General features: G+C 59.1%; 13 protein-coding genes and 2 pseudogenes. 9 read left to right on the top strand and 6 right to left on the bottom strand.

The window, feature by feature from the left end; all coding sequences use genetic code 11:
• Position 1: 1 nt before the first annotated feature.
• Entirely contained in the window at positions 2-307 is a 306-nt protein-coding gene (locus tag P0592_RS19310) for a DUF8156 family protein (RefSeq protein WP_276274264.1), read from the top strand.
• 557 nt (positions 308-864) lie between these two features.
• Here the strand turns inward: P0592_RS19310 and P0592_RS19305 are convergent.
• Positions 865-1,461 (bottom strand): cupin domain-containing protein, encoded by a 597-nt coding sequence (locus P0592_RS19305; RefSeq protein WP_276274263.1) that lies wholly within the window; start codon positions 1,459-1,461, stop codon positions 865-867.
• Positions 1,462-1,677: 216 nt separating this feature from the next.
• Here P0592_RS19305 and P0592_RS19300 point away from each other — a divergent pair, with 216 nt between their 5' ends.
• The gene (locus P0592_RS19300) at positions 1,678-2,100 is read left to right on the top strand and encodes an ester cyclase (RefSeq protein ID WP_276274283.1); all 423 of its coding nucleotides are present in this window, start codon (positions 1,678-1,680) and stop codon (positions 2,098-2,100) included.
• 162 nt (positions 2,101-2,262) lie between these two features.
• Here P0592_RS19300 and P0592_RS19295 read toward each other — a convergent pair whose 3' ends face one another.
• Entirely contained in the window at positions 2,263-2,409 is a 147-nt protein-coding gene (locus P0592_RS19295; protein WP_276274261.1) for a hypothetical protein, read from the bottom strand.
• Between the two features lie 44 nt (positions 2,410-2,453).
• Here P0592_RS19295 and P0592_RS19290 point away from each other — a divergent pair, with 44 nt between their 5' ends.
• From P0592_RS19290 to P0592_RS19280, 3 genes and pseudogenes are all read left to right on the top strand, one after another.
• Positions 2,454-3,758 carry an RNA-guided endonuclease InsQ/TnpB family protein gene (locus P0592_RS19290; protein ID WP_276274260.1) on the top strand — a complete coding sequence of 435 codons (1,305 nt, stop codon included), beginning with the start codon at positions 2,454-2,456 and terminating at the stop codon, positions 3,756-3,758.
• 242 nt (positions 3,759-4,000) lie between these two features.
• Positions 4,001-6,166 (top strand): type B DNA-directed DNA polymerase, encoded by a 2,166-nt coding sequence (locus P0592_RS19285; RefSeq protein WP_276274259.1) that lies wholly within the window; start codon positions 4,001-4,003, stop codon positions 6,164-6,166.
• 761 nt (positions 6,167-6,927) lie between these two features.
• A pseudogene (locus P0592_RS19280) lies at positions 6,928-8,273 on the top strand (orc1/cdc6 family replication initiation protein).
• Positions 8,274-8,559: 286 nt separating this feature from the next.
• Here P0592_RS19280 and P0592_RS19275 read toward each other — a convergent pair.
• The gene (locus P0592_RS19275; protein ID WP_276274257.1) at positions 8,560-8,883 is read right to left on the bottom strand and encodes a DUF6788 family protein; all 324 of its coding nucleotides are present in this window, start codon (positions 8,881-8,883) and stop codon (positions 8,560-8,562) included.
• Between the two features lie 138 nt (positions 8,884-9,021).
• Here P0592_RS19275 and P0592_RS19270 point away from each other — a divergent pair, with 138 nt between their 5' ends.
• The 4 genes from P0592_RS19270 to P0592_RS19255 all read left to right on the top strand — a co-directional run bounded on the left by P0592_RS19270 (position 9,022) and on the right by P0592_RS19255 (position 12,350).
• Positions 9,022-9,948 carry a helix-turn-helix transcriptional regulator gene (locus P0592_RS19270; protein ID WP_276274256.1) on the top strand — a complete coding sequence of 309 codons (927 nt, stop codon included), beginning with the start codon at positions 9,022-9,024 and terminating at the stop codon, positions 9,946-9,948.
• Positions 9,945-10,748: a DUF6036 family nucleotidyltransferase gene (locus P0592_RS19265; protein ID WP_276274255.1), complete on the top strand. Its 804-nt coding sequence runs from the start codon at positions 9,945-9,947 to the stop codon at positions 10,746-10,748. Before P0592_RS19270 ends, P0592_RS19265 begins: the two co-directional genes overlap by 4 nt.
• 111 nt (positions 10,749-10,859) lie before the next feature.
• Positions 10,860-11,627 carry a helix-turn-helix domain-containing protein gene (locus tag P0592_RS19260; RefSeq protein WP_276274254.1) on the top strand — a complete coding sequence of 256 codons (768 nt, stop codon included), beginning with the start codon at positions 10,860-10,862 and terminating at the stop codon, positions 11,625-11,627.
• 75 nt (positions 11,628-11,702) lie between these two features.
• Positions 11,703-12,350, top strand: a complete 648-nt coding sequence (locus P0592_RS19255; RefSeq protein ID WP_276274282.1) for an MBL fold metallo-hydrolase — start codon at positions 11,703-11,705, stop codon at positions 12,348-12,350.
• 177 nt (positions 12,351-12,527) lie between these two features.
• On the opposite strand, the pseudogene P0592_RS19250 reads toward P0592_RS19255, so the two are convergent.
• From P0592_RS19250 to P0592_RS19240, 3 genes and pseudogenes are all read right to left on the bottom strand, one after another.
• Positions 12,528-13,337, bottom strand: a pseudogene (locus P0592_RS19250) (hypothetical protein); the annotation flags it as partial.
• 177 nt (positions 13,338-13,514) lie between these two features.
• Positions 13,515-15,350 carry a methyl-accepting chemotaxis protein gene (locus P0592_RS19245; RefSeq protein WP_276274281.1) on the bottom strand — a complete coding sequence of 612 codons (1,836 nt, stop codon included), beginning with the start codon at positions 15,348-15,350 and terminating at the stop codon, positions 13,515-13,517.
• Complete coding sequence (locus tag P0592_RS19240; protein ID WP_276274249.1) at positions 15,343-16,308, bottom strand: ABC transporter substrate-binding protein; 966 nt, start codon at positions 16,306-16,308, stop codon at positions 15,343-15,345. Before P0592_RS19240 ends, P0592_RS19245 begins: the two co-directional genes overlap by 8 nt.
• Positions 16,309-16,335: the final 27 nt, after the last annotated feature.

The following is a 16,335-nucleotide window of genomic DNA, read 5'->3' as shown; positions in this document are numbered from 1 at the left end:
GATGGGGCGCACGAACCCAACCTACCGTGATGCACTGCGGGCTATCGAAGAGCGCTGGGCAGAGTTCCGGCGGGCACTGCGGCGTCGCGACCAGCCGCGCTTCGATCGCCTATTCGAGTACGCCCGCGAGCACGCCGACGCGAGCGGGCTGTTGAACCATCAGAACCCGCTGCTGCCGGCGCTGCTCAGCATCGATCTCGAACAAGAGGCTCGACTCGACGACCACGAGGAACGCCTCAAGGAGCTCGAAACCGCGGTCGCAACGAGCGATGACCAGGAGGGGACTCCTCCCGACTCGAACCCGTGACGATGCCGTTCAGTATTGATTTTCTGGACGACGGCCGCGTCCTAGAGTGGGAGGCAACTGCCGACGGCGCCGTCGCGACCGAGCGCGATGATACGTAGGGAGCGGAGCCAACATCTTCAGGGGTGATCTGAGCGCCAATATGGCCTGGTGGCTCTATTGAAACACTCAAGGCCTGACAGGTATCGCGTGCTGAATATAGAGCGCGGATCTCGTACGCTATTCGATAGTGATGGTGATGGCTGCGATACATCTACTGGGCCTTGTTTAGACGCTCCTGCAGGCGTCGGTTAGTGGTTGTGGCGGTTGTACTGAATCGGTCTGTGACTGTCTCTCGATCCGATTTCAGTGGTCGGACCGGGGTTGTCGGGGATGACCGACACCGCATCTAAACAAGGCTCATCTACTGTGCTCAGGTAATAACCCTCCAAACTCGTGTAGATAGAACACGCCGCGTTGCAACACTACCGCAACCTGACGCAACTGTTGCACTAGCCCGTGTCCCACACATGGTTCTCGTTGGGTGTCTGGAAGCCGGATGAGCAGTCACGCGTCGACAGTTAGCCGTGGGTGACCACGTCGTCGTGGGTGTGGGTCGCCTCGTAGCCGGCCAGTCGACCGACGCCCGCGAGGACGCTGAAAAGCGCCTTCTGGACAGGGACTGGCGGGCTGGGTCTGTACGTGTGGCCGGGGTACTCGTCGACCACCACTGCGGTCTGGAGGGGTCCCGGCATCCCGTCGTCGTCGGTCTGCCCTGTCTGTGCTAGCGCGTAGAACGACTCGTAGACTGTCGGCGAGTCCAGCGGCGGGCGGTGTTCGTGGGCGACACGAATCGGGTCGTCTGTCGGGTTCCGCTGGGTGTGTGGCGTGCCCGGCGGGACGACGAGTTCGTCGCCCGGCGTCAGCGTATGCTGTGTGCCGTCCCGCTCGATGGCGTACTCGCCCGTGACCACCTCGAATCGCTCCTCCTGTTTCGGGTGTACGTGTCTGTCGGGGACGTCGAACAGCGTTGGATGGTGAGCGAGGTCATCATTTGCCGTATCCGTTCCCGGGTGGAGCGTGACCTCCATGCGGACGTACTTCTCGCCCGACTCGTCCATTCCGTGCTCGAACACCAGCGGTTCAGCATCGTTAACGCCTCCCTCACCGTCGTTCATGACCGGGTCCTTCCACTCTTGACCACTTAATAATACGTCACAACATAGTACTACCACCGACAGCACCGGGCAGTAGGGGTGTTCGGGGTGGACGGCCTCGAAGCCCAGATTGTCGGAAATACGGTGAGAGGCATAAGGTTTGAAGCCTGAAGCGCCGCATACCGGTCGTATGCCAACGAGTAGTATTGACGAATACTACGACCGGTACGTCGAGGGGTGGAACAACCACGACTCCGAGGGGGTGATGCGTTTGCTGACGGGGGAACGGTTTCTGATCCAGCGACTGAAGGGACACTCTCCGGTGAGGAGATCAAAGAATGGGTGGAGGAAACGACTGAGGGATTTCCGGACGTACGTTTCGAAGTTGAGCGACGTGTCGCTGACCACGATAAGGGGTTGCTGTTCGTCGAGTGGACGATGTACGGGACTCGTGATGGGCCGTTCGGTCCACTCCCGCCGACAGGCCAGTCTGTAGAGATGAACGGCGTTGATGTCATCGCGTTCTCCGACGATGGGATCACCTCTATCAACGGCTTTTTCGATATGACAGATTTCAAGGAGCAGCTCGGACTCACGTTCCCAGCGGTACTCGGTCAGCTACCGACGCTCGCTGTCGGAGCTATCAAGGCTACCCTCTAACACCTGGCGGCTCACCTCGTAGACGTACCAAACAAGCGTAATATCCGAATATACCTGAATTGAACGCACCCCGTGCTGACTACATCCTCTGTATTCAGCACGGCCTCAGTAAACTATCAGCGGCAGAGGGTTTCAATAGAGCCGGCCTGGTCTATTCACTGACTACGACTCGTCTGGACGTTCCACCGCTTCTAACCCCGCTTCGATCACCTCTCGATACGCCTCACTCAGACTGTCCATATCGGCAGCCTCCTTGTAGTCCTTCACGCGTCCAGCCAGCGTGTGGCTGATGTCGATGTTTGGTCTCATCGTCCAAAAGACCTTTAGTCGTAAAAGGGCAAGAAACTGTTGTCGTGAGGCGAACCAACACCTTCGCGGTCAGACCGCTTACTGACGACGACGAGCGGCTACTCCGCGAATTGTTGGACGCCTCCGCCAGTCTCTGGAACGAACTCAACTACGAACGTCGCCAACAGTTCTTTGATGGCAAGTCAGTGTGGGACACCGCCGACTACCGGAAACAGTACGTCGGTGTTCTCGGCTCTGCCACCGCTCAACAAGTAATCCGCAAGAATAAGTCGGCGTGGAAGTCGTTCTTCGCTGCCCGTGAAGACAGCGGGGATGCCGCTCCGCCCGGTTACTGGGGTAGCGAAGACGCTGGACGTGAGCTGCGAACGTTTATCCGGAACGACCAGTACACGCTTGAGTTCGGCGAGCGGAGTCGAGTCGAGATCCCCGTAGGGCAAGACTTGAAAGAGAAGTACGGACTCGGATACTACGAGCGACTCCGTCTGCAACTTGTTGGGAGCCCGAAGTGGGACGGCGAGAAAGGGCAGTTGGAAATACAGTACGACGAAGTGAGCGACACGTTCAGAGCCTTTCAGCCCGTCACAGTACCAGATTCGCAACGGGATTCACCACTAGCCGACGAATCGGCTGCTTTGGACGTGGGCGCAAACAACTTCGTCGCCTGTACGACGACGACCGGCAAACGGTTCCTCTACGAGGGTCGCGAGTTGTTCGCTGACTTCCGTGAGACGACCGAAGAGATCGCCCGTCTACAATCTAAACTCCGCGAGGGTCGGTACAGCAGTCAGCGGATTCGCCGACTGTACCGTAAGCGAACGCGTCGCCGTGACCACGCGCAGGAAGCACTCTGTCGTGACCTGATCGAACGGCTGTATGATGAGGGCGTAGCAACGGTGTATGTGGGCGACCTCACTGACGTGCTCTCGACACACTGGCACCCAGAAGTCAACGAGAAGACCCACCAGTTCTGGGCACACCGCTCGTTTGTCGACCGTCTCAAAGACACTGCCGAGGAGTACGGAATCTTTGTCGAAGAGCGGTCAGAGGCGTTCACGACGGCAACCTGTGTCGAGTGTGGCGAGCAGGTGGAGACAGAGCGGTATGGCGACGTGTTTCGGTGTTCGTGTGGACACGAGAGCCACGCTGATCTCGACGCCTCACGGACGTTTCTTGAACGGGAGACTGGCACTGAACTCGAGACAGGGTCGATGGCACGGCCCGTGCGCCTCACGTGGGACGACCACACTTGGTCGGAGTCACCATGCTCTCCCGAGAGGGCCAGTCCCAACGAGGAGCGCACAGACCGGAGTACCGGCGACGGGAAATTTGCCTCCGTGGGGACGGTATAGCCCACAGCCTCACCGGAGGAATCCCACGGTTCAGCCGTGGGAGGATGTCAATACACCCCACGCTTCTACGTCTTCCCTCACGCCCCAGAGGCCGACCTCGACCTTACGATCCTCCAGTCGGTGTACGACCAGCATCCGTCGTCGCCGTGACCGAGATGGTTGCGAGAGAGAACATCGTTCTCTGAAATCCGGAAGTGACACGCCATCGGTTATCCGGAATACCACCTATTTGTTCTACAGGAATGCCGTTCACAATCGACTTCCTGGACGACGGCCGCGTCCTGGAGTGGGAGGCGACCACCAACGGTGCCGTCGTAACAGAACGAGACAAGTATACCCTGCGTTTCTACGTCGCCGCTCGCGATTCCGAGACCGACATCGACCTCACGACGCTCCAATCGGTGTACGACCAGCACCCGGATGTCGTCGCGACCGAACTAGTGGCGCGACGCCCCGGCTTTCGACGAGACGAGGAGGCCGTTCTCGCAGTCGACGTTGCCCACATCGATCGCGTCACTCCACTCGCCCGGCAGGCGCGCCAGCTGTCGGCCTATCCAGTCGGGGATCTCGCCTGTTTCAACGTGGACTTTTCGCGAGAGTTCCGGTACTGTCTGGAGACCGGCGCCGATCCGACGCCGGCGAGCGAGCTGTCGACGCTCCGGCTCAGCGTTCCGGTGACCGAAACGAGCAACGACATCTATGGGGAACTGTCCGTCGCCGGCGACGCCGTCTCCGGCTCGCCGACGGATATCCTGACCGCCGTCCAGGGGGCGCTCGAAGCTCACAATCCGGATGTCCTGGTCATCTCAACGAGCGAGATCGTCCCGACCCTGTACGAGATGGCGACCGACGCCGGCGTCGACGACTTCTCGCTGAGTCGGTGGCCGGGCGTCGACTACCAGCAGCTCGCGAGCCGGTCGACGTATTCGAGCTACGGCCGCGTCGGTCACTCGCCGGCACGGTACAACGTGCCCGGCCGGGCGATCATCGACGAGTCGAACACGTTCTTCTACGGGGAAACGAACCTCGACGGCGTCCTCGACCTCGTGTCGCGCTCGAAAAAGCCCGTCCAGGAACTCGCGTGGGCGTCAATCGGGAACGTCCTTACGGCGATTCAGATCTGTGAGGCCCACGACCGCGGCGTCCTCGTCCCGTGGAACTCCTGGCGCCACGAGTTCTACAAGCCGATGGGGACGCTCCACGACGCCGACCGCGGCGGCTTCATCTTCGCGCCCGAGGTCGGCCTCCACGAGAACGTCCACGAACTCGACTTCTCCTCGTTGTATCCGAACATCATCTGTACCCGGAACGTCTCGCCGGACGTCATCCGGTGTGACTGCCACAGCGGCCGCGACGACGTCCCTGGCCTCGGGTACTCGATCTGCGACGACCGGGGCTACCTCGTCGACGTGCTACAGCCGATCATCGACGCTCGCGACGAGATCAAGGCGGCCATCCGTCGCGAGAAGGAACGGGACGACCCCGACGAGGACCGGCTGGCGGAACTCGAGGGACGGTCGGGAGCGCTGAAGTGGATCCTCGTCGCCTGCTTCGGCTATCAGGGGTTCAGCAACGCGAAGTTCGGCCGTATCGAGTGCCACGAGGCGATCAACGCGTTCGCTCGGGAGATTCTGCTGACGGCGAAACAGCGGCTGGAAACCGGGGGCTGGCGCGTCGTCCACGGCATCGTCGACTCCATCTGGGTGACGCCGAATCCCGACGTCGACGACGAGGACCGCGAGGACCTCCAGACCCTCGCAACGGAGATCACGGAACGCGTCGAGATTCGGCTCGAACACGAAGCCCACTACGACTGGGTGGCGTTCGTCCCGCAGCGCGAGAGCGACGCCGGCGCGTTGACGAAGTACTTCGGGAAGGTCGCCGGCGACGACGAGTTCAAACTGAGAGGGATCGAAGCGCGGCAGCGCTCAACGCCACCCTTCATCGAAAGAGTTCAGCGAGAGTGCCTCAATCGATTCGATGCGACTCGGTCACCGGACGCGGTGCTCGGACGTCTTCAGGATGCAATCGACCAGCTACACGCTGGTCAGGTCCCGATTGAGCAGCTCGTCGAACGGAATCGTGTATCCAAACCACTCGAAGGCTACACCCAAAACACGCAGAACGTGGCGGCGCTGAAGCGCGCTCGTGACCAGAACCTCGCCATCCATCCGGGACAGGACATCGAGTACGTCGTCGTTGACGATGGGAAGACCTCGCGAGAGCGGGTCGCGTTGGCTCACGAGGAAGTCGAGATGTACGATCCGGACCACTACGAGACGGAACTCATCAGAGCTGTCGAGAGCGTTCTCTCACCATTAGACTGGACCCGGTCAGACATTCGTCGGGCGCTCTCGGAGACACGGGTGCCAGAGCTGACAACGTTCACGGAGTCGAAAAAGAATTAACCAACATAAAGGCGATTGGCCGGAGAACGTTGGTTAATCACCGAAAAGACGAGTCGTGAACCCCCACACCCCGTGTGCGATATGAAATCCGGAGAACGGTGGGAGGGGGTAATCACGGAGAGCTGCGTCGAAAGTACCGTATTAACCGATTTTACGGGATAGAGAAGACGAGAAGGCACAACTGACGAAGGACTATGTTTCAGGGAAACCTTTACATAGCCACTCTGTCAATCGGAACCGTAGTAGCCCTAAGGTCGGTCGAAACGAAACAGTATGTTTCGTGACAAGACCGTGTTCTTCGGCGAGTTATTCGGAACGTCTACTGGCCTGTTCCTCCGTTATCTCGGCTGATCGTGGCTTATCTCTCCGATATTGGGTGATCGCCAGCGCTACTCCGGCCACACCCCTTCGATAAATTCATCTCGCACACGGGGTGTGGGGGCGGGTTACCGTGAGTGTCCCGCCTCCCACCGACCTCGTCGATCTCATTCGACTCATAATTCCGTCCAGTGTTTCATCTCGCACACGGGGGGTAGGCCCATCGACGCTTGCTTTCTCTGACGAAACGGCGGTCGCTATCCTCGACGTGTACCTGATTTCACTTCGCACACGGAGGGTCTCTTCGAGCAATTGATTTCGCCCGCGGTTCATGGTCTTAACCGCACACCCTCTTTGAAACTGCCTCTATCGGCTGAATACAGCTGATTTAACCTCGCACACGGTACCCATATTTATTTATAGTCTCGACCTAATCCGCAAACATGGCTGACGGCGACGATCAACAATCCCTCTCACAATCTATCAAAGGCCGTCTTCAGGAGGGCGTTCAGAATTCTGTTTTTCAGGATAAGGGGTTGCTCGATCCCGACGCTGTCATCGACGAGGACCGGATTGTCGGTCGCGATGACCAGCTGGACGACATCATCACCTATCTTCGGCCGGCGTTGCAAGGAAACCGACCGCCCAATATGCTTCTCTACGGGCCGTCGGGCACTGGGAAATCGCTCATCATTAACGCAGTCTGTCAGCAGGTTCTTGAACTCGCGAACTCACAAGGGGACCGGTTCGGCGTCATCAAAATCAACTGCCAGACAATCAAATCGCACGACCGCGCTGTCTATCGCTTGGCGAAAAATGCAGCGCACGAAGCCGGCGTCGATGTCGGCATACCGCAGAGCGGTATCTCGACGGATCAGAAGCTGAATCGATTCTACGAAATTCTGAGCAACAATTTCGACTCGGTCATCATCATCCTCGACGAGGTCGATCTTCTAGTCGGTCGGCAGCGAGATCCGAACGATGAGCCGGCGTATTCGAAACTGCTCTACCAGCTGTCGCGAGCGTCACAGCTCGGTCGCATCGAGGGGCACGTTTCCGTCGCTGCGCTCACGAACGATCCCCGGTTTATGGAAGATCTGGACGGTCGGGCCGAGAGTTCATTCAATCCGCAGGATGTTGTCTTCCCCGACTACGACGCGAACCAGTTGCAGTCGATTCTCGAGCGACGTCGTGATGCATACCAAGACGATGTTCTGAGGACGGCATCATTCCCCTCAGTGCCGCGTTCGCCGCCCAAGACCACGGTGATGCGCGCAAGGCAATTGATCTGTTCAGGAAAGCCGGTGAGATAGCGGACCGAGCCGGCGAAGACACGATTCGTGAAGAGCACGTTCGCGACGCCCAGGAAGAAGCCGAACGCGATCGGACGTTAACCCAGATGCAGGGGCTCTCGACGCAAAAGAAGCTCTCGCTGTACGCTACTGCAATCGTCCCAGTCCACTCCAAACGAAACCTGAACGCTGTTCCTAGCACGGTTGCATACCGCGTATATCAGTATCTCACCGATCTCCTCGATTCCGACGAGAAGTCACGAGACTCCTACCTACGATATATGAGTGAGGCCGAGACCTACAACTTCGTCACATCGGAGAAACGAGGACGAGGCTACGGAAGTGGTGTCCACAAGGAGTACACCTTTGTCGACGACCCAGAAGTAGTCGCTGAGACGCTTCAAGCCGATATTCGGCTCGAAGAAGTGGAACACGACGAAGATTTGATCCGGTCCGTTGTCAACGCGCAGATAGAGGATTTCTTCGAGGGTAACTAACTCGAAGAGTCCTCGACGCCGGCGTCGGATTCATTTCGCACACGGGGTGTGGCTCCGACGGAATAGTAGTCAATTTTACTAGAACTGTCTGACAAGGGTACGCAAGATTTCACTTCGCACACGGGGTGTCGTCCACCGCGATCTATCATTCGATTCATCTCTCACACGGGGCGTCCGTCGATGAGAGTCAATTCATCTTGCACACGGAGGGTGCCGACTCGATGCCTTCTGCCAATTCATCTCGCACACGGGGGGTAGTCCCTTCGAAACCTCGCCGGATACCCTCCTACTCGTCGGGATTGACTGGCCCCTTATACTTGGATTTGATTTTGTCTACTTCCCTCCACTGCCAGTAGTAGTACCGGTTATCATTGATCTCCTTGATCGTGATTGTCGCCTTCGTCGGGACGTCGTCCGGGAGATCATCGGGACGGTCCTCGATGTCGGCGTCGTCTGATTCTTCTTCGAGCCGAGTTTTCCGTTCCTTGTGCTCGGCGAGGGCTTCAGCGTACGTCGCAACGTCTCGGAGCTGCTCCGGGTCTGACTCGTTGAGCGTGTTGACGATCTCCGTCGGGAGGTTCGCCGGTGGGGTCGGGGGTTCGTAGGACATCGGCTACTCTCGTGTTAACCAACACGTCCCGGGAATCCATAGCTTTGTTGGTTAAGTCGGTGGAGAGGGTTCTCGCACCTGCTGGATGTAACACTACTCGAAACTTCTTTATATACAAGTTTCTTACTATGTTACACCGTGCTCCGGCGCATCGAACTCGAGGTCCTCGCCACAGTCGACCGCGGCGACACGATCTCCGACCTCGCGACGAAGCTCGACCACAGCGAGAGTTACCTCTCTCGCGCCGTCGGTGACCTCGTCGAGAAGGGGCTCGTCTACACGGAACGCGACGGGCGGCGAAAACGAGTCGTTCCGTCGGATGCTCGCGCCGTCGAACTCTACCGCGACCTCGTCCGCCAGCACTCCCATATCGACTTCCCCGAGCTGCTGACCGGGAAGACACTCGAAGTGCTGTACTACCTCGACCAGCCGCGAACCGTCTCCGAGATCGCCGACCGGAGCGACAACTACCGCAACACGGTCAACCGGGTCCTCAAGCGGTTTCGCGACCGTGGGCTCGTCGGGACGGCCGACGGCCACTACGAGTTCAACGCCGACTTCGACCGTCTCCACGAGTTCGCCCGTGAACTCGTACACCATCTACATCGCCAGCGCCTCGAAGCCGTTGCCCCGAAGGGCACGATTCTCTGGGAGGACTACGACGAATTCCTTGCCCAGGCCGAGACGGAGATCGACGCAGAGGGGTTCCACGAAACCGGCCTCGCTCGATTCGCGGCCTTCGACCTCCAGTTCCTGCTCACCGGCCACCGCTACTACGTCTACTCCGAGGAACTTGACGCAGTTTCGCCGGCGGAGCTGTGTTGTCACACGCTGCTGATCGACGACGGCAGCCGTCACCGCTCGTACTGTCTCCTCCTGCTCAGTCACGTCGACGTCGACGAGGCGGCCCTCCGAGAGCAGGCGGCGAAGTATGGCCTTGAAGCCGAAATCGACGCCTTGCTCCGCTACCTCGAGACGCACGGCGAGGTCGACGATGACCGGCTCCCGGAGTGGGACGAGTTTCAGAAACTGGCGGCTGACTACGAGGTGCCACTACCACAATGAGACCAACATTCGGACGCGAGTACATCGAGAACGAATTCCAGCGAATCGGGGATGGGTTATCTGAACCGCTCACGGTCTACCTGATCGGTGGTGGCGCGATGTCGCTGCGCGACCTCAAGGGGGCGACGAAAGACATCGACCTAGTCGTCCCGGATGGCGACGCGTACGGTCAGCTGTGGGCCGTCCTGATGGACCTCGGGTACGCGGAGGTCCAATCGCTGGACCCAGATTACCGGGCGCTGGGGGCGACGAGCTGCGTCGAGAACGACGATGGGTGTCGCCTCGACATCTTCAACCAGCAGGTCGCGAACAAGCTCGTGCTCACCGACAGCATGCAAGAGCGCAGCGAGCCGTTCCTCGACACGGATCGACTGACGGTCCGGCTAGTCAGCAACGAGGATATCTTCCTGTTCAAGGCGATCGCAGGCCGCGACGACGACATCGAGGACATGAATATGCTCGTGCAGGCCGGCCTCAATTACGACGTCGTCCGGGATGAACTCGAAGCCCAGATCGAACGCCTGGGTGACGATCAGTTCGCCACGTTCGCGAACGAGGCCCTGGTCGAACTCGAGGAGCGGTACGGAGTGACCACGCCGATCGAGGGCCGCGTCCAAGAGCTCACGAATAGGTACTACCGGGGGCTCGAAGTCCTCCAGGCACTCGATGAACCGATGACCGTCGACGAACTGGCCGCGGAACTGGAGCTGGATGACGAGGAGGTTCACGACCGGATCGCGTATCTCTCAACGTTCGACCGGGTCCGTCGGGATGGCGACACAGTCCGTCCCGTGGAGTAGGTTCCTCACAATATCGTCACTTAAATTGGCACCTGATGGCGGCTGTCGTCACAGATGATTCACGGGTTGCGTCAAACAGGTTTTATCCAGCAAGCCCGAACGGCTGGTATCATGCGGGAATTCGTCTTCACAGTCGAATACGAGAAGGGGGTTGACGGGGTGATGGATCTCTTCATCGACAACCCGGATCTGTATGCCCGGTCGATGGAGATCAGTGCGACCAACGAGGCGGTGTGGGGTATTGAGAAGATCGTCGGCCCCGCTGCTGTCCTCGACGAGTTCGACGACGCACTGGAACGCGTCGCAGATTCTCCGGGCACAACCGGAATGTGTGAGGCACCCGTGACCGAATACGAATACACGATCCTCTCGTCGAATGCGGAATCACGGAAGATTCACTGGCTTCGGCGGGAAGGTGATGGTTCACGGTCGATTCCCTTGGTCGCGGCGAAGCACATCGGCGAGGGGTTGATAATGCGCACGGAGCGACGTGGTGACCAATACCGGTGGCGGATGCTTATCGACGGGACAGTATCAGCAATTCACGAGGAAGTCCGAGCGAACCTGCGAGAGGGGCTGTCGCTGACTGTTGAACGACTCGGTACACCGCCATGCTTGGTCGACGACGGCCGCGTCCAGCAAACTCTCACGCCCGAACAGAAGTCTGCGCTTGAAGCTGCAATCGAACGTGGGTACTACGAAGAGCCACGGCAGCAATCGGTCGCGGAAATCGCTGAAGATGTCGGTGTGTCACGGTCGACGTTCCAGTACCGTCTCAACCGAGCGGAAGCGTGGCTGGCACAACAGTTCGCCGCCGATTCGCTCGACGTGGATCTCGACGTGGATCTCGACCCCGAGGACATTGAGTTCATCCAGTAAACTGCACGTCGAACTCTTCGACGGTTGGAATATGTCGAAGTAAATCCCATCCCTAAGAATCTCGTAGGGCCGGGTATGGCAACGACTGGTGCGAGTGTTCAGCTGATTCGTAACGCGACTATCCTCCTGGACGTCGGTGACACGACGTTCCTCGTGGATCCGATGTTCACGCCGGAGGGCGAGATGCCGACGGTGACAGACAACCCGGCAGTTCCGGAGTTCCTCACCACGGCGAATCAGGATCGGAATCCGCTTGTTCCGCTGCCCGACGTTGATCTCACCTACGACGCTGTGGTCGTTACGCACCGCCACCCCGACCACTGGGACGAAGCGGCCAGAGAGGAACTCGATGCCGACGTGCCGCTGTTCTGTCAGCCCGAGGAAGCCGACGCCTTCACTGACGAGGGCTTCACTGATGTTCGCCCCGTCGACGACGAAACCACCTTCGAGGGAGTCACAATCCACCGGACGCCGGGCCAGCACGGGCACGGCGACCTCGCCGAGGAATGGGTCCGGTCTCGGGCTTCGTTTTCGAGGGCGACGAGACAGTGTATGTCGCCGGGGACACGATCTGGTACGAACCGGTCGAGGAGACACTTGACCAGTACGAACCCGATCTGGTGGTTCTCAACGGCGGCGAAGCGCAGTTCGATCAGGGCGAACCCATCACGATGGGGGTCGAGGACATCAACGCTGTCCGAGAGGCCACTGACGCCGAAATAGTGGTCGTCCACGTGGAGGCGATCAACCATGCTTGCTGTCGCGCGAGGAACTGCGGGCAGAGACAGAGGATGTACACGTTCCCGAGGACGGCGAGCGGTACAGTCTATAACGCGGGAACGCCCGCCTACAACTGTCCCGTGTTGTAACCGTTGGTTCGGGGTAGTTACTCCGCAGCTCAGCTGGGAGTCGGCCATCCGGACGCGGAACACGGCCCCGTTTGATCTCGTGATCGACGCGACGCAGGTGTTTGCAGCCGCCTTCGGGTGAACGCTGCTGCCAGTCGGGACAGGTACACGATTCGTCGACGACGTCGACTTCGTACCTGTTGCCGGACACGGACTGCACCTCGTAGCGGCCACCTTTCGAGAGGAGTGAGACGTCCATCGCTTCGGCGACGGCACGCTTCGTGCGGGGCTCGAGATCGTCCTGCGACTGTGCGTTCTCGTCGACGACCAGTCGGTCGCGAACATCGCCCGTTCGGCCACCGTCGGGAGCGACGGCTTCCGCAGGGCCACTGAGCCGCTCGTGGAGCACTTCCTCGACCGGATGGCCTTCCGGCCAGAGGTAATGGACCTCGCGGCGCTCGCGATGGTCGTAGGAGCCGCACGCGGCTGCGCTCCCAGTCCAGACGCGCCAGGCACCGAGTGCGGCCATCACGTCGACGATATCGCGGGGAACCGTCTGGTGGTCGTCCGGGAAGAACACCCGGAAGCGGGTACACGCCTCCTGCGGCGGGACGGTCTCCCACCAGTCTTCGCTGGAGCCCCAGCTATTGAACATCGCTTCATCGCTCCCGTAGCCGACGGTCACGCCATCGACCGGCATCCAGTCTGCTGGGAGGTGGTCCGCCTCGCCTTCAAGCACCCGAAGAACGGTGTATCGGAGGTACTCGTGGGCTTGGTTGTCTGTCGTTCGGGCGACCTGATCGTGCTGCTCGGCGACGTGCTCGGCTTCCTCGAGGACCGTCGTGAGATAGGGTTCAGTCATTATTCGACGGAGGTCAGAACGCGCCTCCGCCCCTCCGCGGGCGCTGAAAAACTTAACCAACATACTCCCCCTCAAACGCAGAGGTGTTGGTTAACTCTTGGATCACCCATCAAGAGATACAGGAACTAGTACTCCGATAGTCGCTGTGAGCAATAAGTAAAAATAGCGAATAGCTGTCTACGGGCCGGTTGAAGCAGTAGGGAGCTTGATTTTGAGAGTCGTATCCTCGGGAGCGACATGTAGTTCCCCACCAGATTTCGTCACTGTCCATTCGAGACACCAGAGCGCCAGCCCCTCCGCGTGATTGAGCGGGCTCTCCTCGCCTGCGTTGACAGCTTGAACATCTAATTCGGGGAGTCCGTCGGCATCGTCATCGATTCGGAGAACAATCCTCTCCTCATCTGTTCCAGCGTCAGTAACGGTGACCGTAACATCCACGTGAACTTCCCTTTCATTGTGCGTCGCGATCTGGTGGACAACATCTGCGACTGCGGTCGGGAACGTCTGTGTCGCTTGGATAGCTCTGTCGTTTGTCTCACCGTTGAATTCGACATCTGCGCATGGGGTGTCGGCATCAACCCCCGATAACTTCGAGGCTACATCGTCCAAATCAACGGGTTCTGGCTCGGCGTTCTCTTCGGCGAGCAGCTGTTTGATGCGCTGTGTGCGTGACGAAATCGTACTGAGTTCCCACGCAGCATTCTGCACAGCCTCTAAATCTGCTTGGGCCGCCTCGTCGTCGATGCGAGACGCAGCCAATTCAGCTCGTCCAGTGATGACGTTCACCTCGTTCCGAACGTTGTGACGGAGGATGCGATTCAGCACGTTCACCATCTCGGACCGCTCTTCGAGACTCGCATTCGATGCTTCAAGCTCAGTCTGTGTTTCGCGGATCTCCTCGATGCGCTGCTGGAGGGCATCCCGTGTCGAGGCTATCGTCCGGTTGAGGTCGCCGAACTCGTCCGGCCGGTCGGTATCGAACTCCACGTCGTACTGACCATCTTCGATCTGCTCTGCCCGGTCGGTTAGCCGAGAGAGCGCGCCGGTCACATCTCGGCCGAGAACGCCGACGACACCCACGAGCGCAAGCAGAGTGAACGCTGCAATTCCACCGATCCATCGAAGGGCTTGCTGGGTTATGACGTACGCTTCACTGGCTGGTGCGTGTTCGATGACGACCCAGTCGGTGTTCGGAACCGCAGCATACGCTGCGACGTACTCTCCCTCTGTCTCAGGCTGGGTCTCGTAGGCTGGTGATTCGGTAAACCCAGAGTCCCCCCGCAGGCCACTGCTGACTGCCGGTGCACGACGATTTCCATCGCGGTATTGGGTGAGCGTCGCGGCTGCATCATCACTGAACACGACCGTCCCGTTGGAATTGACCACTCGCGTAAAGCCGCCGTCGACGGGATGTTCGAAGCGATCGAAGATAGTCGCGGTGTCGATTTCGACGACAAGTAACTGCTCCGGGGTCCGACGAATTGGGGAAATAAACCCGATAACCGTCTCGTTTTGTACTGCATACGGGTCAGTCACCTGCACGTCATCGAAATCCTGGAAGGCGAACCGTTCAGTCCAGCCGAGTTCTTCGATGGGTTGTCCCCCCATTTCTCCATCTGAACTGACCGAAACAGTCTGATTCCGCCGATCAATTACGTATGCCCGAACGATCTCGGTATCAGATCTGTCCCCTTGCTGTGCCTGTAAATACTCCCGAACCTCGGTGTGGTCGCCATCCTCGAAGACCGGATGTTCGGAGAGGAGCTGAGCGACGAGTCGGTTCTTGCCACACCATTCTCGCAATTCGTCCGCTTCGGTCTCGGCAGCCGCGGTCATCGACTGTTCGACGTTGTCCTCCAACAATCCCCCCACCTGTACATATAGTCCGACTGTGCCGATACTGATGATTAGGAAGACGACGAGGAGCGCCGTAGTAAGTTTCCGTCGGAACGACGACCGCACAACAGCGATGATCGTTCCCAGAACGGGGAGGGAGGACAGGTATCTACGCATCGTCGAGCACCTCGCCCTCTAAAAACTGTGTTGCGACCGCGAACGGATGCTCTCCATCGAGGAGGACCCGGCTGTTGAGGTTCCGCATTATCGACTTATCGAGTGCTGAACCAACAGGGGAGAGAATCTCGAATACCTCCGGATGTTCGTCGATGAGCGGAGCATACGCTGTCGGGGCCGGTTGGTAGGGGAGGAAGTAGTCGCGGTCGTCCTCGAGGACTGTAACTGTCGACCGGTTGAGCTGCGGATCAGTCGCAAAACCACTCGTAATCTGCACGCGACCCTGTTCGAGTAGTTCGTACGTCAGCCCGATCGACGTGACAATGAACGGTTCGGTCTGGATTGGCTCGCCGTTCGCAGTCTCGATTTCATAATATGAAGCGAGTCCACGCCATCCGTCCTGCCGATGAAAGAATTCCTCGTTGACGGCGACACCAGGCGTATCACCACCGTTTCGGATATGGGCTGCCAAATCGCTGATGGTCGAAATCTCGGTCTGTTCCGCCCATCGAGCGTCGGCAGCGATGACGTACTCGTTCGAGAACGGTGCCGGGTCAGCCAACTGGAGTCGCTGGGAATCAGCGTCCGCTTGGACCCGCTCAAAGAGTGACTCGGGGTCGGTGATCCGTCTATCGTGGCGAGGCGGGAGCTGCAGCCATGCCGTACCCGTGTACTCCCAGTACAGGTGTTGATCCCCCGATGCTGTTGCCTCCCAGTTCGATAGCGAGTTTCCTGCCCCGATTTCATCGACGGCACGAATCCAATCGATTCTCCGTAGCCGTTCGTAGGCGAGGTAGCTGAGAATCTTCTGCTCAGTGAACGGCTTCGACCCGATCCGAACGGTTACTGATTCTGATTCGGGTTGTTCACTCTTGGCGCACCCACTGAGTATGCCGGTAACGGCCACCCCGCCAGCGCGGCCTATCTGTCCGAGGAACCGGCGGCGCATGGGTGGCATATAAACATATCTGTACCGGCGAATGAC

The sequence above is a fragment of the Haloarcula litorea genome, assembly GCF_029338195.1.
In the GTDB taxonomy this organism is placed as follows: domain Archaea; phylum Halobacteriota; class Halobacteria; order Halobacteriales; family Haloarculaceae; genus Haloarcula; species Haloarcula litorea.
This window is presented reverse-complemented; position numbering and strand designations above follow the sequence as displayed.